We start from the raw sequence: 18,604 nt of genomic DNA, 5'->3' as shown, positions 1-18,604 counted from the left end.
CAGCGTCAGTCGGCGGCCCGCGTCTCCAGGATGGAGTGCGTGGAGGCGGTCGGGTGGATCCGGACGAGTTCCAGCCCGGCCCGGTCGAGGACGTCCCGGAACTCCTGTTCGGTCCGCTCGTAGCCGCCCGGTGTGTTGAGCCGCACCCACATGCCGGCCATCAGGTACTTCAGCGGGCGGCGCGGTGGCGCCGGCACCAGGTGCGCGGCGACCAGGATCCGGCCGGACGGCGGCAGCACCTCGCGCACCCGGCGCAGGATCTCCACCGACTCGTCGTCGCTCCAGTCGTGCAGCACCTGCTTGAGCACGTACGCGTCCGCGCCGGCCGGGACGCCGTCGAAGAAGCTGCCCCCGACGCAGGTGTACCGGTCGGCGACCGCGCTCCCGGCGATCCGGGCCCGGGCCTGTTCCACCACCGGCGGCAGGTCGAACAGCACGCCCTCGATGCCCGGGTGCTTGAGCAGGATCTTCTCCAGGAAGGTGCCCTCGCCGCCCCCGAGGTCGACGAGGGTCTTCACGCCCTCGAAGTCGTACGCCTCGACGATCGCGTCGTCCTTCGGCCCGGAGAAGATCGTCTGGGCGCGGCTGAACACGGCGTACTGGTCCCGGTTCGCGGTCATGTAGGACCAGATGTCCTGCCCGAAGACGTGCTCGAAGGCCGGCTGCCCGGTCCGGATAGTGTGCAGCACCTCGTCCGGCTCCCACACCTTCGAGGCCCAGTCCGCGCCGAGCATCTCGGCGATGCCGTGCAACGAGTGGGGCGCGTCCCGGAGGAGGTAGCGCGACTCCTCGGTGTGCGCGAACACCCCCGGCTCGACCTCCTGGAAGATCGACTCGCTGGTCAACGCGCGCATGAACAGCAGGAGCACGTCCCGCTCGCCACCGATCTCGGCGGCCAACGCGTCGATGGACCTGGGCCCGTCCTTGAGCCGTTCCGGCAGGTCGAGGCCCACCGTGGCGACCTGGATGCAGACGGAGGTCAGCCGGCCCAGCACTTTCTCCAGCACCTTCTCCAGCACTGCCGTCGACATCGGCGGTGCGAACTGCTGCGGTGGGTTCTCCATCATCGGCCTCCTGCCGTCGCGAACGCCAGGCACCCCAGCTTTCCAGCGCGGACCGACCGGATCTTCTCCTGCGTTGCGGAACCGCGGCCTAGGGATACCGGTCCTCGTGCGCCTTGCGGTAGTCCTCGATCGCGGTGGCCCGCCCGGCCGCCGCGTGCGTCGCCCAGGCCGGGTTGCCGAGCAGCGCGCGGCCCAGCGCGACCAGGTCGAACTCGCCGTCGGTCAGCCGGCGGGTCAGCCCGGACACCGTCTCCGGCCCGCCCGGCCGCAGGAAGTCGCGGGTCAGGCCGACCGACCCCACGGTGATCGCGGGCAGCCCGGTGAGCCGCTTCGCCCAGCCGGCCAGGTTCAGCGCCGAGCCGGCGAACGCCGGCTCCCAGAAGCGGCGTTGCGACGCGTGCAGGGCGCCCGCGCCGGCGTCCGCGAACGCGTCGAGGACCTCGGCCAGCTCGGCCGGCGTGTCGGCGATGCGGGCGGCGTAGGCGCGCTCCTTGAACTGCGAGAACCGGACGATCACCGGGCGGTCCGCCGGCAGGTGCGCGCGGACCGCCCGCACCACCGCGGCCGGGAACGCCGCCCGCCGCGCCGGGGAGCCGCCGTACGCGTCGGTGCGCCGGTTGGTGTGCGGCCAGAGGAACTCGTCCAGCAGGTAGCCGTGCGCGGCGTGGATCTCCACCGCGTCGAACCCGGCCCGGCCGGCGACCCGCGCCGCGTCCGCGTACGACGCCAGCAGCTCGTCGGCGTCGGCGAGCGTCATCGCGTGCCCGGCCGGCCGCCCCGGCTCGGACACCCCGGACGGCGTCCACGCCGGACGGCCGTCGACCGGCTCGCGCCGGCTGCCCAGGTGCCAGAGTTGGGCGGCGATCCGGCCGCCGGCGTCGTGGACCGCGTCGACCACCCGCCGCCAGCCCGCCTCGGCCGGCCCGGCCGTCATCCGCGGCACGGTGTCCTCGTGGCCGGCGGTGGGATGGTCCACCAGCACGCCCTCGGTGACGATCAGCCCGATGCCCTGCTCGGCGCGGCGACGGTAGTAGTCGGCCGCCTCCCGGGCCGGCACCCCGCCGGGGGCGCGGTTGCGGGTCATCGGGGCCATCACGAGGCGGGATCGCAACGGCATCCCGGCGACGGTGACGGGCTCGGTCAGCGGCGCCACCGGCGATCCGGCGGCCAGGGTCGTGGTCATGGCCCGACGGTAGGAGGTGACACCGGTGTCAGGGGCAAGCCCGACCGGCGGCGGGGGTGCGGGCGGTGTCGTCGACCGTCATGTCGGTGACGATCTCGTCGAGCACCGAGACGGCGCGGGAGAGCTGCGCCATCTCGGCCGTCATCCGGGCCCGTTCCTCGCGCAGCCGGTCGGTGAGCCAGTGGGTGCGGATGTCCGGGTCGGTCACGCAGGGCAGCAGCTCGGACATCCGCCGGCTGCTCAACCCGGCCGCGAAGAGCCGCTGGATGAGCCGCACCCGCTCGACCGCCGACTCGGCGAACAGCCGCTGCCCGCTGGCCGTGCGCCGGGCCGCGAGCAGACCCTGCTGCTCGTAGTACCGGATGGACCGGGCGCTGACCCCGGTCCGCGCCGACAACTCCCCGATCCGCATCACGCCTCCCGCCGTCGCGTCCGACGCCCGGACCGAGCATGCCAGGAGCGGTGGCCGGCCGCCGCCCCTCGTCGTGTCGGGCCCGCCTGTTACGGTTCCGCCGCCCTTGCCGCTGCCGCACCGGAGGTTGGTGTGATCAACTCGCACGTCTCGTCGTTCGCCGGGTTGCCGGTCCTGCCGTTCACACCGGGCATGGCGCTGCCGGACGATCCGTCCGCCGTGGCCTGGCGGCTGGAGGTCGAGGAGTTCGACGCCGACCCGGCCGAGTTCGCCGGCCTGGTCCGCGCCATGCTCGACGAGGTGCCGGCCGAGGCGGTGCGGGCCGTGGTGGTGGGCGAGTGGGGTGAGGCGTACGAGCGCCCGCTGCCGGTCGACCTGCTGGTCGACGCCGCGTCGAAGTGGACCGGGCTGCGGGCGGTGTTCCTCGCCGACCTGGTCGCCGAGCAGTGCGAGATCTCCTGGCTGACCCACGGGGACGTCACCCCGCTGCTGGCGGCCTGCCCGGCGCTGGAGGTGCTGGGCATCCGCGGCGCGCAGGGGCTGCGGCTGGAGCCGGTCCGGCACCCCGCGCTGCGCGAGCTGCGGATCGAGTCCGGCGGCCTGCCGGCCGCAGTGGTACGGGCGGTAGGGGGTTGCGACCTGCCGGCGCTGCACCGGCTCGACCTGTGGCTCGGCGTCGCCGACTACGGCGGTGACGCCACCGTGGACGACCTGGCGGCGGTGCTGGCCGGCGACCAGCTCCCGGCGGTGCGGCACCTCGCGCTCTGCAACGCGGAGCAGGCCGACGCGATCGCCGCGGCGGTGGCGGACGCGCCGGTGGTCGGCCGGTTGGAGGTCCTCGACCTGTCCATGGGCGTGCTGGGCGACACCGGCGCGGCGGCGCTGCTGGCCGGCCAGCCGCTGACCCACCTGCGCCGGCTCGACCTGCACCACCACTTCCTCTCCGCGGAGGTGGCCGCCTCGGTGGTCGCCGCGCTGCCGGGCGTCGAGGTCGACGTCTCCGACCCGCAGTCCGCCGACGAGCACGACGGCCGCTACTACTACTTCACCGCGGTCGGGGAATGACCGCCGTCGGGCGCCAGCCGCGCGGGTGGGGTCGCCGGTGACATGCGGCTGACCGTGGTGGGCAACCCCGCCAACCGCCGGGTGGCGCTGTTCACCCGGGCGGTGCGCGCGGCGGGGCTGCCCGCGCCCGACGTGCTGCCCTGGGTCGACGTGCTGACCGGGGCCGCAGCGCCGTCGGCCGGCACGCTGGTGCGGGTCGACTCCGCGGGCGAGGACCCGCTGGTCGACCGGTTGCTGCGGCGCTCGCCCACCGCCGCCCGGCACGGCGAGCTGGTCGGTCTCGCCGACGCGTACGCCGGTCTGGTGGCCGGCCTCGCCCGGGTGGCCGCCGGCGGCGCGGAGCTGCTGAACCGGCCGGCGGACGTCGCGGTGCTCTGCGACAAGCGGCGCTGCCACGCGGTGCTGGCGGCCGCCGGCGTGCCGGTGCCGGCCGCGCTGCCGCCGGTCGGCGGCCCTGCCACGCTGCCCGCGGTCGGCGGTTACGCCGCGCTGCGCGAGGCGATGGCGGCGGCCGGTTGGCGGCGGGTGTTCGTCAAGCCGGCGCACGGCTCGTCCGCCGCCGGGGTGCTCGCGCTCGCGGTCGGCCCGCGCGGCGTGCAGGCCGACACCACCGTCGAGCCCACGCCGGACGGGTTGTTCAACTCGCTGCGGGTGCGCCGCCACACCGACGAGGCGACGATCGCCGCGATCGTCGACCGGCTGGCCCCGGACGGGCTGCACGTCGAGCGGTGGCTGCCCAAGGCCGGCCTGGGCGACCGGGTGGTCGACGTGCGGGTGCTGGTGGTGGCCGGGCGGCCGACGCACGCGGTGGTGCGCGCCGCCCGGGGGCCGCTGACCAACCTGCACCTCGGCAACGCCCGGGGCGACCTCGCCGAGCTGCGGGCCGCGGCCGGGCCGGCGGCCTGGTCGGCGGCGATGGAGACCTGCGAGCGGGTCGCCGCCTGCTTCGCCGGCTCGCTGCACGTCGGCGTCGACCTGATGTTCCTGGCCGGGTGGCGGCGGCACGCGGTCGCCGAGGTGAACGCGTTCGGCGACCTGCTGCCCGGCGTGCTGGCCGACGGCCGGGACAGCTACGCCGAGCAGGTGCACGCGCTGACCACCGGCCGGTGGCGGCGGTGGCGGGCGGGGGTGGCGGCGTGCGCGGCCTGATCGGCAGTCACGACCTGCTCCTGGTCACGCTGGACACGCTGCGCCACGACGTGGCCGCCGAGCTGGTCGCGGCGGGGCGGACGCCACGGCTGGCCCGGGTGCTGCCCGGTGGGCGGTGGGAGCGCCGGCACTCCCCCGCCAGCTTCACCTACGCCGCCCACCACGCGTTCTTCGCCGGCTTCCTGCCCACGCCGACCACGCCGGGCCCGCACGAGCGGCGGTTCGCGGCGGCGTTCCCCGGCAGCGAGACCGCCGGCGCGGACACCTGGGTGTTCGACGCGCCGGATCTGCCGACCGCGCTGGCCGCGGCCGGCTACCACACGCTCTGCCTGGGCGGGGTCGGCTTCTTCAACCGGCGCAGCCCGCTCGGCGCGGTGCTGCCCGGCCTGTTCGCCGAGGCGCACTGGGAACCGGAGTTCGGCGTCACGTCCCCCACCTGCCTGGACGCTCAGCTCGACCGGCTGGCCGAGGTGCTGGCCCGGGTGCCGGCCGAGCGGCCGCTGTTCACCTTTCTCAACGTGGCCGCGCTGCACCAGCCGAACCGGCACCACCTGCCCGGCGCGCAGGCCGACAGCCGGGCCAGCCACGCCGCCGCCCTGGAGTACGTCGACGGCCGGGTCGACCGGTTGTTCCGGCTGGTCACCGGCCGGGGCCGGCCGGTGTTCACGATCGTCTGCTCCGACCACGGCACCGCCTACGGGGAGGACGGCCACACCGGCCACCGGATCGGCCACGACGTGGTGTGGACCGTCCCCTACGCCGACTTCACCCTGCATCCGGGAGAATGGTGACCAGCACCGATCCGAGCCTCGACGGCTCCGTCTACCAGCAGTACCTCTACGCGTACCCGCACAAGACCTCGTACCGGCCGCTGCGGCCCCGGCCCCGGCTGGCCGACGTGTGGCGGGCCGAGGCGCGCGACGCGCTCTTCCTCTATCTGCACGTGCCGTTCTGTGAGATGCGGTGCGGCTTCTGCAACCTGTTCACCCGCGCCAACGCGCCGGCCGAGCAGGTCACCGCATACCTGCGGCAGTTGCGCCGGCAGGCCGAGCGGGTCGCCGGGGCGCTCGGCGACGACGCCGGGTACGCCCGCGCGGCGTTCGGCGGCGGCACCCCCACCTATCTCACCGCCGACGAACTGACCGCGCTGTTCGCCGTCGCCACCGACACGCTCGGCGCGCGCCTGCCGGGCGTACCGCTGTCGGTGGAGACGTCGCCGGCCACCGCGACGCCGGACCGGCTCGCGGTGCTCGCCGCGCACGGCACCACCCGGGTGAGCATCGGCGTGCAGAGCTTCCTCGACGTCGAGGCCCGCGCCGCCGGCCGGCCGCAACGCCGCGCCGAGGTGGAGGCCGCGTTGGCCGCGATCCGGGACGCGCGGATCCCGTCGCTCAACATCGACCTGATCTACGGCATCGACGGGCAGACCGCCGACACGTGGCGGCAGAGCCTGGACGCGGCGCTGGCCTGGCGGCCGGAGGAGCTGTTCCTCTATCCGCTCTACGTCCGGCCGCTGACCGGTCTGGGGCGGCGGGCGCACGCCCGCGCCGACTGGGACGCCCAGCGCCTGACGCTCTACCGGCAGGCGGTGGAGACGCTCGGCGCGGCCGGCTACCGGCAGGAGTCGATGCGGCAGTTCCGCCGCGTCGACGCGCCAGCGGCGGACGGCCCGGGCTACTGCTGCCAGGACGACGGCATGGTCGGGCTGGGCTGCGGCGCCCGCTCCTACACCACCGCGTTGCACTACTCCTTCGACTACGCGGTGAGCGTCACGCAGGTGCGCGCGGTGCTGGACGACTACCTGGCCCGGCCCGCCGACGACTTCGCGTACGCCGAGTTCGGTTTCCGGTTGGACGGCGCGGAACAGCGCCGCCGCTGGCTGCTCACGTCGCTGCTGCGCGCCGACGGCGTGGACGCCGACGCCTACCGGGTCCGCTTCGGGCGCCTGCCGGTCGACGACTTCCCGCAGCTCGGCCGGCTCGTCGAGCGGGGCTGGGCCACCGACGGCGGGCTGCGGCTCACCGCCGCCGGGCTGGCCCGTTCCGACGCCGTCGGCCCGTGGCTCACCTCCGCCGAGGTCCGGCACGCGATGACCGGGTACGCGCTGCGATGACGCTGTCGATCCTCTACCGGGGCCCGCTGGCGAGCTGCAACTACGACTGTCCCTACTGTCCGTTCGCCAAGCGGCGCGACCCGCCGGAGCTGCTGCGGGCCGACCGGGCGGCGCTGGCCCGGTTCACCGGTTGGGTGGCGGCGACCACCGACGTGCGGTTGTCGGTGCTGTTCACGCCGTGGGGCGAGGCGCTGACCCGGCGCTGGTACCGGGACGCGATGGTGTCGCTGTCGCACCTGCCGCACGTGGACCGGGTGGTGGTGCAGACCAACCTCGCCGCCCGGGTCGACTGGTTGGCCGACGCGGATCCCGGCTCGGCCGCGCTCTGGGCGACCTACCATCCGGGGCAGGTCGAGCGGGCGCGGTTCCTGGGCCGGTGCGCGCGCCTGACCGAGCTGGGTATCCGATACTCGGTCGGGGTGGTCGGCCTGCCGGAGCACCTCGACGAGGCGCGGGCGTTGCGGGCCGCGTTGCCGCCGGCCGTCTACCTGTGGGTCAACGCGGCCGAGGGTCACCGCTACACGGCTGCGGAGGAGGCGACCTGGACCGCGCTGGATCCGCACTTCGGCTACAGCGTCCGTCCGCACCTGTCGCTCGGCCGGCCCTGCCACGCCGGTGAGACCGCCGTCTCGGTGGTGGGCGACGGCACGGTCCGCCGTTGCCACTTCATTCCCGCCCCGATCGGCAACCTCTACGACGGGTCGTGGCGGGCGGCCCTGAAACCCCGGATGTGTGGCGTCGCGGTCTGCGACTGCCACATCGGGTACGTCCACCTCAAGCCGCTCGGCCTGCGCGACGTCTTCGCCGGTGGGGTGCTGGAACGCATCCCCGCCGGCTGGCCGCCGCCGGCCTCGACGCCGCGCTGACGGCTGGTCGAAACAGCTTCGCCCATTGACAGGCATCAGATGTTAACGCAAACATTGGTGGGTGCCCCCTTCGGGTGGGCGCCGGGAGCTCGCCACTTTGCACCACCGCCGGTCCAGGGCAGACCGGTGCTGCGCGGCACGCAGGTGACCGAGGGGCGGCAGGGGTCGACAACCAGCCGTCCTTCGCGCGGGGCATACATCATACGAATGATGTGAACGCTAACTCCGCCTCGGTCGGGCGTCGCCACCCCCACTCACGGACCGGGAGGTCCCCGTGCGACTCATGCACCATCCCCGCCACCGGGCGGCGTTGATCGCCGCCGCCACCACCCTCGCGGTCACCACCGCCGGCCTCACCGCCACCCAACTCCCCGCCGCGGCCGCCACCGGCTGCGCGGTCACCTACACCGTCTCGTCCTCCTGGCCGGGCGGCTTCAACGCCAACGTCTCCGTCACCAACCTCGGCGACCCGGTCAGCAGTTGGCGACTGACCTGGAACTTCACCGCCGGCCAGACCGTCACCCAGTACTGGAACACCACGCTCACCCAGACCGGCGCCGCCGTCACCGCCGCCAACGTCTCCTACAACGGCGCCATCCCCACCGGCGGCAGCACCAGCTTCGGCTTCAACGGCGCCTGGACCGGCAACAACCCGGCCCCCACCAGCTTCGCCCTCAACGGCACCACCTGCACCGGCGGCGTCACCACCCCGCCCACCACGACCCCACCGCCCACCACGCCACCGCCCACCACCCCGCCGCCGGGCACCAGCGCACCGTGTGACATCTACGCCGCCGGCGGCACCCCCTGCGTCGCCGCGCACAGCACCACCCGGGCGCTCTTCGGCGCCTACAGCGGCCGGCTCTACCAGGTGCGCCGCGCGTCCGACAACACCACCCGCGACATCAACGCGCTCAGCGCCGGCGGCCCGGCGGACTCCGCCGTGCAGGACTCCTTCTGCGCCAACACGAGCTGCCTGATCACGGTCATCTACGACCAGACGACCCGCGGCAACAACCTCACCCAGGCGCCCCCCGGCGGGTTCTCCGGCCCCGCCCCGGGCGGGTACGACAACCTCGCCGACGCGAAGGCGGCGCCGACGACGGTGCTCGGGCACCGGGCGTACGGGGTGTTCGTGGCGCCCGGCACCGGCTACCGCGACAACACCACCAACGGCATCGCCACGGGCGACCAGCCCGAGGGCATGTACGCCATCTTCGACGGCACCCACTACAACGGCGGCTGCTGCTTCGACTACGGCAACGCCGAGACCAACAGCCGCGACAACGGCAACGGCACCATGGAAGCCATCTACTTCGGCAACATCAAGGTCTGGGGCTACGGCACCGGCAACGGCCCCTGGGTGATGGCCGACCTGGAGAACGGGCTGTTCTCCGGCGTCAACCCCGGCTACAACGCCAACAACCCGTCGATCAGCCACCGCTACCTGACCGCCATCGTCAAGGGCGAGCCGAACCACTGGGCCATCCGGGGCGGCAACGCCCAGTCCGGCGCGCTGTCCACCATCTACGACGGCAAGCGGCCGAACGCCTCCGGCTACAACCCGATGAAGAAGGAAGGCGCGATCATCCTCGGCATCGGCGGCGACAACAGCCACGGCGCGGCCGGCACGTTCTACGAGGGCGTGATGACCTCCGGCTACCCGTCGAACGCCACCGAGGACGCGGTCCAGGCCAACATCACCGCCGCCGGCTACCGCTGACGGCACCGCGGCCCGCCACCGGCGCCCGGCCGGCGGCGGGCCGACCCCACCCGCCCGACCACCAGCCCAACCTACCCAGGAAGGGACCGGACATGTCATCGTCACGACTCTCCCGCCGGAACCTGCTCATCGCGTCCGGCGCCGGCACGGCCGCCGCCGCCGGCCTGCTCAGCGTCCGGCGGGACGCCCTGGCCACCGCCGGCCCGCAGAGCTACACCGCGAGCTGGTCGTCCGTCGACCAGCACCCACCCGCTCCGGAGTGGTTCCAGGACGCCAAGTTCGGCGTCTACTACCACTGGGGTGTGTACAGCGTGCCGGCGTTCGCCAACGAGTGGTATCCGCGGAACATGTACCACAGCGGCTCGAACGAGAACAACCACCACAAGGCGGTCTACGGCGACCCGTCGGCGTGGCCGTACCACAACTTCATCAACGGCGCCCGCGACAAGGCCGGCAACTGGGTGCAGTTCGCCCCGAAGCTGAAGTCCGCCGGCGGCAACTTCGACCCCAACGAGTGGGCGCAACTCTTCGCCGATGCCGGCGCGCGCTTCGCCGGGCCGGTCGCCGAGCACCACGACGGCTTCTCCATGTGGAACAGCCAGGTCAACGAGTGGAACGCGGTGGCCAAGGGCCCCAAGCTGGACCTGGTACGCCTGCACGCCGACGCGATCCGCGCCAAGGGCATGAAGTTCTGGGTGTCGCTGCACCACGCGTACAACTTCACCGGCTACTACGAGTGGGTCCCGGCGCAGTCCGACGCGAGCCTGCGCAAGCTCTACGGGCAGCTCGGCGCCGCCGAGCAGCAACTGTGGTACGACAAGCTCCGCGAGGTGATCGACGGCTACCAGCCGGACATCATCTACCACGACTTCAACCTGCCCCGGATCGACGAGGCGCAGCGGCTGAAGTTCCTGTCCTACTACTACAACAAGGCCGTCTCCTGGAACAAGGACGTGCTGACCACGTTCAAGGACACCGGCTTCAACACCCGCGGCGAGGTCTACGACTACGAACGCGGCGGACCGTCCGGCCTGCTCTCCCCGTACTGGCTGACCGACGACAGCGTCTCCAGCTCGAGCTGGTGCTACACCCAGGGCATCGGCTACTACTCCGCGAAGTCGCTGCTGCACGCGCTGCTGGACCGGGTCAGCAAGAACGGCACCATGGTGCTCAACATCGCGCCGATGGCCGACGGCACCATCCCCGCCGGCCAGCAGTCCGTGCTCCGCTCCATCGGCGACTACCTGGGCCGGTTCGGCGAGTCGCTCTACTCCACCCGCGCCTGGTCGGTCTTCGGCGAGGGACCCACACCGATGGGCGGCGGCTCGTTCCAGACCCCCCGCGAAGGCACCAACCGGGACATCCGCTTCACCCGCAGCAAGGACAACTCCGTCCTGTACGCCACGGTGATGGGCTGGCCCGGCAGCACCCTGACCATCTCGACGATGACCTCGAGCCGGGTCAACCTCAGCGGCCTGACCGGCGTGCAACTGCTCAACAACACCGCCGGGACGTACGTCGACCTGCCGCGGCCCACCCAGGACGGCTCCGGCCTGCACATCACCATGCCGTCGTCCAGCGCTCCGTTCTCCGCCATGGCATACGTGGTCAAGCTGACCTTCGGCGTGGGCGGAACGCCGACGCCGCCGCCGTCGCCGTCGCCGACGGTCACCCCGACCTTCGTCCCGACCTCCGCGCCGCCCGGACAGGCCACCGCCACCTACAAGATCACCAATTCGTGGTCCGGCGGCTTCCAGGCGGACGTCACCGTCACCGCCGGTTCGACGCCGATCAACGGTTGGACGGTGACCTGGAGCTTCCCCGACGGGCAGACGATCCAGCAGATGTGGAACGGCACGTACACCCAGAGCGGGTCGAACGTCAGCGTCCGCAACGTCTCCTACAACGGGTCGCTCGCCGCGGGCGCGTCCACCACGTTCGGCTTCCTGGCCGGCTCGACCGGCACGAACAACCCCCCGACCAACCTCACCGTCACCGTCGGCTGACCACCGCCGGTCCACCACTCACGTCCGGAGATCATTCATGACCCGTCCTCCTCGGCCCCGGTGGGCGTTCCTCGCCACCGCCGCCGCGCTCACCCTCACCACCGCCGGGCTCACCGGTACGCAGTTCGCGTCCGCGGCCGCCGCCGGCTGCTCCGTCACCTACACCGTCTCCTCCTCCTGGTCCGGTGGGTTCGGCGCGAACGTCTCCGTCACCAACCTCGGCGACCCGGTCAGCAGTTGGCGACTGACCTGGAACTTCACCGCCGGCCAGACCGTCACCCAGTACTGGAACACCACGCTCACCCAGACCGGCGCCGCCGTCACCGCCGCCAACGTCTCCTACAACGGCGCCATCCCCACCGGCGGCAGCACCAGCTTCGGCTTCAACGGCGCCTGGACCGGCAACAACCCGGCCCCCACCAGCTTCGCCCTCAACGGCACCACCTGCACCGGCGGCGTCAGCACGCCGCCCACGACGACGCCGCCGACGAGCACCCCACCGACCACGCCGCCCCCGACCACCCCACCCCCGGGCGGCGACGGGCCGTGTGACATCTACGCGGCCGGCGGCACCCCCTGCGTCGCCGCACACAGCACCACCCGGGCGCTCTTCCGCGCCTACAGCGGCCGGCTCTACCAGGTCCGCCGCTCCTCCGACAACACCACCCGCGACATCACCACGCTCAGCGCGGGCGGTCCCGCCAACGCCGCCGCGCAGGACTCGTTCTGCGCCAACACCACCTGCGTCATCACCTGGATCTACGACCAGACGACCCGGGGCAACAACCTCGGCTACCAGGGGACCGGCGGCATCGGGGGCGCGGTCCAGCCGGCCGTCGCGAACCGGGAGTCGGTCACGGTCGGCGGCGCGAAGGCGTACTCGCTGTTCATCCCCGGCAACAGCAGCTACTGGCGGGACGGTCACCTGACCGGCGTCCCCACCGGCAGCGCGCCCGAGGGCATGTACATGGTCACCAGCGGCACGCACGTCAACAGCGGCTGCTGCTTCGACTACGGCAACAGCGAGACCACCCGGCGGGCCGACGGCGCCGGCGCGATGGACGCGATCAACTTCAGCACGAGCTGCTGGTTCGGCGGCTGCTCCGGCAGCGGCCCCTGGGTGCAGGCCGACCTGGAATGGGGCCTCTACCCCGGCGGCAGCTCCTCATGGAACCCCAACCAGCGCGCCTTCACCAGCAAGTTCGTCACCGCCACGCTGAAGAACAACGGCACCTCACGGTTCGCCATCAAGGGCAGCAACGCCCAGTCCGGCGGCCTCTACACGCTCTACGACGGGTCGCTGCCCCCCGGCTACAGCCCGATGAAGAAGCAGGGCGCGATCATCCTGGGCAGCGGCGGCGACTGCTGCATCGACAACAAGAACCAGAGCGTCGGCACGTTCTACGAGGGAGCCATGGTGGCCGGTTACCCCTCGGACGCGACCGAGAACGCGGTCCAGGCCAACGTCGTGGCCGCCGGCTACCGCTGAGCCGTACCGGCCGCCGTCACCCGATCCGTGGGGGGCGGCGGCCGGATCACGGACGGACCCCGGGCAGGCCCGGACGGGAGCCCGCACGCCGGGCGGACGCCGCAGAGGCGGACGGTAGGCTGCGGACGATCGTCGGGGTGTCCGAAGGGGAACGCGTGACAGGCGTGTCGATTCGCGGGGCGGTTGTGGCCTGCGGAGGTCCGGAGTGAGCGAGGGGCTGCGTCCCGGCGACCCGGTCCGGCTCGGTGGCTACGAACTGCTCGGCCGGCTCGGCGAGGGCGGCATGGGCAGCGTGTTCCTGGCCCGCTCGCCGCAGGGCCGGCGGGTCGCGGTCAAGGTCGTCCGCGCCGAACTCTCCCACCACGACGAGTTCCGGGGCCGGTTCCGCAGTGAGGTGAACCGGGCCCGCCAGGTGCCGCCGTTCTGCACCGCCGAGGTCCTGGACGCCGACCCGGACCACGAGCCGCCCTACCTGGTCGTGGAGTACGTCGACGGGCCCAGCCTGGTCCAGGTGATCCGGGAGAAGGGACCGATGACGGCGGCCGGCGTGCACGGCATCGCGGTCGGGGTGGCCACCGCGCTCACCGCCATCCACGGCGCCGGGGTGATCCACCGGGACCTGAAACCGGCAAACGTCCTGGTCGCGCCCGGCGGGATCAAGGTCATCGACTTCGGCATCGCCCGCGCGTTCGACGCGACCAGCCAGCACACCCGGACCAACCAGATGGTCGGCACCGTGGCGTACATGGCGCCGGAGCGGTTCGAGACCGCGTCCGGCCACCGCACGGGCCCGGCCGCGGACATCTTCGCCTGGGGCGCCGTGGTCGCCTTCGCCGCGACCGGACGCACCCCGTTCGAGGGTGAGTCCGCCACCGCCACCGCGATGCGGATCATGACCCAGCCGCCGGACCTGACCGGGCTGGAGGGGCCGCTGCGGGACCTGGTCTCCCGCGCGCTGGAGAAGGACCCGACCGACCGGCCCTCGGCCCGGGACCTGCTCGACGGCTTGTTGACAGCGGCCCACCCGGCGGGCGAGTCGGCCGGCCGGGCCGCGGGCCCGGGTGCGCCGGCCGGCCCCGGCTCCGCCGCGAGACCCGCAGCCCTCCCCGGAACGGGCGGCGGAACCGGAACGGGCGGCGGACCAGTGGGCCGCGGGACCGGAACGACGGGAGACGGCTTCGACGGCACGGACCGGGCCGGCCCGGCGGGTTCCGACGCGGTCCCGAAGCGCCGCCGCCGACTCGTCGGGCTGGCCGCCGGCGCGGCGGTGATGGCGGTGCTGGTGCCGGCCGCGATGTTCGGCCCGGACCTGGTGCGTGACCGGTCCGGCTCGGCGCCCACCGGCTCCCCCGGCGCCGGCACGCCGTCCGCGGCGGCGGCGACCGGCGGGCCGGCCACCGGCGGCACCCCCTCCGCAACGCCCACGTCCCGCGCCCCGAGCGGGTCGCCGTCGGCGGCGGTCGACCGGACCCGGGCCATGCTGGCCGGGCAGCGGCGGCTCCTGCTGCACGTGGTGGAGATCGACCGGGACCTGTCGCTGCCGTTCGACGGCAAGCTCACGGTCGGCGACGGCACCGGTAAGGACGCGCTCTTCGTGCTCGAACCGGTCGGCGTCGACTACATGATCAGGTCGGTGAACCCGGACGTCGCGCACCGTCCGTGCCTCGGCGTCAAGCTCGACGCCGAGGGGTACGCGTCCCTGGTGGGCGCCGAGTGCGAACCCACCGGGGCCACCATGTTCGGGATCTCCCCCGAGGGCAAGGACGACAAGGCTCGCACCTCCTACTCGATCTTCAACGATAAGTACGGCCTGGTGCAGTGGGACGACACCGAGAAGGAGATCTACGTCCAGGAGATGGGCGACGCCCCGATCGACACCACGTTCAGCCTGGTCGACCGCGGCGCCGCCTGACCCTGAGCGTCAGAGCAGCTCGACGTACCCGCCGGAACCGTGCACGCGGATCCGCTGCCCGTCCCGGATCAGCCGGGTGGCCCGCGGCACGTTCACCACGGCCGGCAGGCCGTACTCCCGCGCGATGACCGCGCCGTGCGTCATCGGGCCGCCCACCTCCGTCACCAGTCCGGCCACGGCCACGAACAGCGGCGTCCAACTGGGGTCGGTGTGGACCGTGACGAGGATGTCGCCCGGTTCGAGGTCCGCGCGGGCCAGGTCGAGGACGACCCGGGCCCGCCCCTCGACCGTCCCGGCCGAGACCGGCACGCCGGCCAGGGCCCCGCTCGGCACGTCGTCGCGCCGGTACGCCCCGTGGACCGCCTCGCCGTCCGAGGTGAGCACGCGGGGTGGCGTGAGCGACTGGTGGAACCGGTACGTCTCCTTGCGCTCGCGGATGAGCCTCGCGTCCACCCGGCGCGTCCGCACCACGTCGTGGAACTCCTCGAAGGTCAGGAAGAAGACGTCCTCCCGGTCGGGCAGCACCTGGTCCCGCACCAGCCGGTCGGCCTCCGCCATCAGCGCCTGCTTGTAGACGAAGGAGCGGCTCACGATGCCGTACTTCGGGTACTCGCGGTAGCCGATGAAGGTCCGGACCCGGTCGATCATCCGCTGGGTCTCGTCGGCCTTCCGCTCCCCGTCCGGCAGGGCCCGGAGCCGGTCGAGCACCTCCCGCGCCTTCCGCTGCACCGCCTGCCGGCCCTGCGCGAAACGGTCCCCGGCGGCGCCCGGCGCGAAGTTCCGGACGTGGTCGAGGATCAGCGGTACGAGGGTGGCCGGACGCTCGCTCCACCGCGGTCGGGTGATGTCGATCTCGCCGACACAACGCATGCCGTACCGGTCGAGGTAGTCCTGGATCGCGTCACGTGCCTCCCGCCCACCCGGAAGCTTCGGCAGCTCGTCCAGGAAGCCGTCGTCGTCCGAGGCGTCCCGCAGGAACGCCACCACCTCGGCATGGGGACGGATCACGTCGGCGACGTCGAGGAGCGCCAGCCCCATCTCCGAGGTGACGTTGCCGGGGGCGGACAGCGTGAGCGTGTCGGCCGCGTTCCGTTCGCCCAGCCACTCCCCCAGCTTGTCGTTGAGCCACCAGGTGGCCTCCATCCCCGCCATGATCGCCTGCATGTTCACCGGATCGACGAGGGTCCGCTTGTGCTCCGGGAACGCCTCCTCCCGCAGGAAGTCGAAGAGCGCCGGTCCGGTCCGGGCGCCGATGTCGCGCCGCAGCGCGGCGATGCTGGCGCGGCTGCGCTCGATCAGCGCCGTGACGACTGCCGGATCGGTCTCGATCGTCGCCGTCGGCAGGCCGGGGGGCGGACCGGCGGGGCCGTCGTCCGGCAGCGTCGGCACGACGTCGCCGCGCTCCAGGATGGTCTCCAGCGCGTCCCGGGTCAGCGGATCCGATCGCGTCATCAGGTCCAGGAAGGCGGCCCGACCCGCCGGCGTCGCCAGGTGCCGGGTGGCGTCGACGAACAGCCGGCCACCGGCCTCGTGCATCGGCGCCATGGCGGTGAGCCGCCACATCGACAGCCCCAACGGCTTCATCGCGTCGGTCATCATCTGCTGGTGCCCGACCGAGAGGTAGACGTGGTTCTCCCCGTCGTCGACCACCGGGACCGGGAACAGCGTGGTGATCGGCCGGCTCTGGAGGATGTGCAGGTCCCCGTCGGCCAGCGCCCACTCCACGTCCTGGGGGCCGCCGAACCGCGCCTCGATCCGCCGCCCGAGCCGGACCAGCCGGACGACCTGCGCGTCGGTCAGCGCCGGTTGCTGCCGCCGGGCCGGCTCGACCGCCTCCTCCCGCGTCCCGCCGCCCGGCACGGCGCGGACGGCTCGCAGCTTGGTGGCGATCGTCCGGGAGACGACCGTGTCGTCCCGCACCGTGAACACGTCCGGTTCCACCAGACCGGAGACCAGGGCCTCACCCAGCCCGAACCCGGCGTCCACCGAGGCGACCTTCCGGTTCCCGGTGAGCGGGTCGGCGGTGAACAGGATCCCGGCCGCGTCCGGGACGACCATGCGCTGCACGACCACGGCCATGTGCACCGTACGGTGGTCGATGCCGTTGCGCAGTCGGTAGGTCACCGCCCGCTCGGTGAACAGCGACGCCCAGCACCGGACGACGTGGGTGAGGATCTCGTCCGGGCCCACCACGTTCAGGTAGGTGTCCTGCTGGCCGGCGAAGGAGGCCGTCGGCAGGTCCTCCGCCGTCGCACTGGACCGCACGGCGTAGGCGTCGTGCGCGCCGAGCCCGGCCAGCGCCCGGCCGACCGCCGCCGCGACCTCGCCCGGCACGGCCGCTTCCGCGACGACGCGGCGGATCTCGGCGCTGGCCGTCCGGATCGCCTCCCGGTCGTCGGCACGCAGCCGGGAGAGTCGGTCGAGTGGCTCGTCGAGCGCCGGCAGGCCCGCCACGACCCGCCGGTACGCGTCGGTGGTCACGCAGAAGCCGGCCGGCACGCTCACCCCGTCGATCCGCGACAGCGCCCCCAGGTGCGCGCCCTTGCCACCGACGGTCCCGACCTGCCTCTCGTCGACCTCGTCGAACCCGACCACGTAGCGTCCAGCCATCGCCATGCCCCCCGTTTTCGCAGCTCATCCACGTCCGGCCGACGATTCTGCGGCAGCACCCGGGGCTTGCCGCAAGCCCCCGGGTGCGGTATACGTTAGAAGTGGCAGGGAGCGTGTTCTCCCTGCCTTTGCCGTTCTTCCGACGCTGCGCCGTCCTCGGCCGTCACGGCGACAGATCCGTCCGCGCCCGCCCGGTGCCCGGGTCGAGCGGGAACGACAGGTGCTGGTGCGTCAGCCGCCACCCCTGCGCGGTCCGGCGGAACACCCGGGTCCCCCGCGACCAGACCTCCACCACGTCCCCCTGCCCATCCCGCGCCGTCACCCGGTTCAGCCCCCACGACACCGCCAGATCGTCCCGGACGACGACTGTCATGTCCGGCACGGTCCAGGTGACGTCTCCGCCGACTCGCAGGCCGGCGGCGCAGATCTCGCGCACCCGGTCCCGCCCGACGTACTCCAGGGGCTGTTCGTGCTCGTAGGAGACGACGTCCGCCGCGATCGGGCGCATCAGTCCCGCCAGGTCGCCGGCCGCGGTGGCCTCGAACCAGTGCCGGTGCACCGCCCGCACCTCCCGCTCGGACGCCGCGCGCTCCCGCGCGCCGTCGTCGACCGGGAACGAGTGGTGCTCGTGCGCGACGACCCAGCGGCCGTCCCGCTTACGCAGGCCGAGCGTCAGACGCAACCGGAGCTCCGGCCGGCGGGCCAGCTCGTCGGGTGTCCCACACCGCAGCAGGGCGTACGCGAAGGCGACCGTCCCGCCGGCCACGACCGCCAGGTCGGTCAGCTCGAACCGGGCGCCGCCGGTCTGCCAGCGCAGGAAGTCGGGCCACGAGCGCTCGTACGCCTCGATGCCGCGGGTGCCCGCGGCGGGCGGCGGCACGTCGTACATCACGATGTCGTCGGCGCGGTCGGCGAGCACGCCGGCCAGGTCACCGGCCTGCACCGCGCGCACCCAGCGTTCGACCAGCTCGCGGATCTGGTTCTCGTCGTCGGTCATCCTCGTCCTCCCGGG

The 18,604-nt window shown here is 73.3% G+C and carries 14 protein-coding genes; 9 read left to right on the top strand and 5 right to left on the bottom strand.

The features are described 5' to 3' along the window. Nucleotides 1-5: 5 nt before the first annotated feature. From ACH495_RS11410 to ACH495_RS11400, 3 genes are all read right to left on the bottom strand, one after another. Nucleotides 6-1,064, bottom strand: a complete 1,059-nt coding sequence (locus tag ACH495_RS11410; protein ID WP_396857613.1) for a methyltransferase — start codon at nt 1,062-1,064, stop codon at nt 6-8. Nucleotides 1,065-1,152: 88 nt separating this feature from the next. After that, entirely contained in the window at nt 1,153-2,247 is a 1,095-nt protein-coding gene (locus ACH495_RS11405) for a 12-oxophytodienoate reductase (protein ID WP_396857612.1), read from the bottom strand. A 28-nt stretch (nt 2,248-2,275) separates the two neighbouring features. After that, the gene (locus ACH495_RS11400; protein WP_396857611.1) at nt 2,276-2,659 is read right to left on the bottom strand and encodes a MerR family transcriptional regulator; all 384 of its coding nucleotides are present in this window, start codon (nt 2,657-2,659) and stop codon (nt 2,276-2,278) included. A 132-nt stretch (nt 2,660-2,791) separates the two neighbouring features. Between ACH495_RS11400 and ACH495_RS11395 the strand changes: the two genes are divergently transcribed. The 9 genes from ACH495_RS11395 to ACH495_RS11355 all read left to right on the top strand — a co-directional run bounded on the left by ACH495_RS11395 (nt 2,792) and on the right by ACH495_RS11355 (nt 14,982). Further along, a complete protein-coding gene (locus ACH495_RS11395; RefSeq protein ID WP_396857610.1) occupies nt 2,792-3,724 on the top strand; it encodes an STM4015 family protein in 933 nt (310 codons plus the stop codon). 42 nt (nt 3,725-3,766) lie between these two features. Further along, the gene (locus tag ACH495_RS11390; protein WP_396857609.1) at nt 3,767-4,873 is read left to right on the top strand and encodes an STM4014 family protein; all 1,107 of its coding nucleotides are present in this window, start codon (nt 3,767-3,769) and stop codon (nt 4,871-4,873) included. After that, nucleotides 4,861-5,664, top strand: coding sequence for an STM4013/SEN3800 family hydrolase (locus tag ACH495_RS11385; protein ID WP_396857608.1), 804 nt, complete (start codon nt 4,861-4,863; stop codon nt 5,662-5,664). Before ACH495_RS11390 ends, ACH495_RS11385 begins: the two co-directional genes overlap by 13 nt. Next, nucleotides 5,661-6,986, top strand: a complete 1,326-nt coding sequence (locus ACH495_RS11380; RefSeq protein WP_396857607.1) for an STM4012 family radical SAM protein — start codon at nt 5,661-5,663, stop codon at nt 6,984-6,986. The genes ACH495_RS11385 and ACH495_RS11380 overlap by 4 nt, the downstream gene beginning before the upstream one ends. Next, nucleotides 6,983-7,852 (top strand): STM4011 family radical SAM protein, encoded by an 870-nt coding sequence (locus tag ACH495_RS11375; RefSeq protein ID WP_396857606.1) that lies wholly within the window; start codon nt 6,983-6,985, stop codon nt 7,850-7,852. The genes ACH495_RS11380 and ACH495_RS11375 overlap by 4 nt, the downstream gene beginning before the upstream one ends. A 283-nt stretch (nt 7,853-8,135) precedes the next feature. After that, on the top strand, nt 8,136-9,575 hold the full coding sequence (locus tag ACH495_RS11370) for an arabinofuranosidase catalytic domain-containing protein (RefSeq protein ID WP_396858040.1): 1,440 nt from the start codon (nt 8,136-8,138) through the stop codon (nt 9,573-9,575). A 92-nt stretch (nt 9,576-9,667) separates the two neighbouring features. Then, a complete protein-coding gene (locus ACH495_RS11365) occupies nt 9,668-11,581 on the top strand; it encodes an alpha-L-fucosidase (protein ID WP_396857605.1) in 1,914 nt (637 codons plus the stop codon). Between the two features lie 37 nt (nt 11,582-11,618). After that, nucleotides 11,619-13,070 carry an arabinofuranosidase catalytic domain-containing protein gene (locus ACH495_RS11360; RefSeq protein WP_396857604.1) on the top strand — a complete coding sequence of 484 codons (1,452 nt, stop codon included), beginning with the start codon at nt 11,619-11,621 and terminating at the stop codon, nt 13,068-13,070. 205 nt (nt 13,071-13,275) lie between these two features. Further along, nucleotides 13,276-14,982, top strand: coding sequence for a serine/threonine-protein kinase (locus tag ACH495_RS11355; RefSeq protein ID WP_396857603.1), 1,707 nt, complete (start codon nt 13,276-13,278; stop codon nt 14,980-14,982). A 9-nt stretch (nt 14,983-14,991) separates the two neighbouring features. Here ACH495_RS11355 and rph read toward each other — a convergent pair whose 3' ends face one another. Together rph and ACH495_RS11345 are read right to left on the bottom strand one after the other, a co-directional pair. Then, nucleotides 14,992-17,592, bottom strand: coding sequence for a rifamycin-inactivating phosphotransferase (rph, locus tag ACH495_RS11350; RefSeq protein WP_396857602.1), 2,601 nt, complete (start codon nt 17,590-17,592; stop codon nt 14,992-14,994). A gap of 163 nt (nt 17,593-17,755) precedes the next feature. Continuing rightward, nucleotides 17,756-18,589 carry a YybH family protein gene (locus tag ACH495_RS11345; protein ID WP_396857601.1) on the bottom strand — a complete coding sequence of 278 codons (834 nt, stop codon included), beginning with the start codon at nt 18,587-18,589 and terminating at the stop codon, nt 17,756-17,758. Between the last annotated feature and the right edge of the window lie 15 nt (nt 18,590-18,604).

This window comes from Micromonospora sp. NPDC018662, assembly GCF_044391475.1.
Classification (GTDB): Bacteria; Actinomycetota; Actinomycetes; order Mycobacteriales; family Micromonosporaceae; genus Micromonospora.
Note: the sequence above shows the minus strand (reverse complement) of the source record. Positions and strands in the feature narration are given on the sequence as shown.

Bases quoted from the DNA above. Each gene is read 5' to 3' on its own strand.
- ACH495_RS11410 (WP_396857613.1), bottom strand. From the start codon at position 1,064: ATGGAGAACCCACCGCAGCAGTTCGCACCGCCGATGTCGACGGCAGTG.
- ACH495_RS11375 (WP_396857606.1), top strand. From the start codon at position 6,983: ATGACGCTGTCGATCCTCTACCGGGGCCCGCTGGCGAGCTGCAACTAC.
- ACH495_RS11405 (WP_396857612.1), bottom strand. From the start codon at position 2,247: ATGACCACGACCCTGGCCGCCGGATCGCCGGTGGCGCCGCTGACCGAG.
- ACH495_RS11360 (WP_396857604.1), top strand. From the start codon at position 11,619: ATGACCCGTCCTCCTCGGCCCCGGTGGGCGTTCCTCGCCACCGCCGCC.
- ACH495_RS11365 (WP_396857605.1), top strand. From the start codon at position 9,668: ATGTCATCGTCACGACTCTCCCGCCGGAACCTGCTCATCGCGTCCGGC.
- ACH495_RS11390 (WP_396857609.1), top strand. From the start codon at position 3,767: ATGCGGCTGACCGTGGTGGGCAACCCCGCCAACCGCCGGGTGGCGCTG.
- ACH495_RS11400 (WP_396857611.1), bottom strand. From the start codon at position 2,659: ATGCGGATCGGGGAGTTGTCGGCGCGGACCGGGGTCAGCGCCCGGTCC.
- ACH495_RS11370 (WP_396858040.1), top strand. From the start codon at position 8,136: ATGCACCATCCCCGCCACCGGGCGGCGTTGATCGCCGCCGCCACCACC.
- rph (WP_396857602.1), bottom strand. From the start codon at position 17,592: ATGGCTGGACGCTACGTGGTCGGGTTCGACGAGGTCGACGAGAGGCAG.
- ACH495_RS11345 (WP_396857601.1), bottom strand. From the start codon at position 18,589: ATGACCGACGACGAGAACCAGATCCGCGAGCTGGTCGAACGCTGGGTG.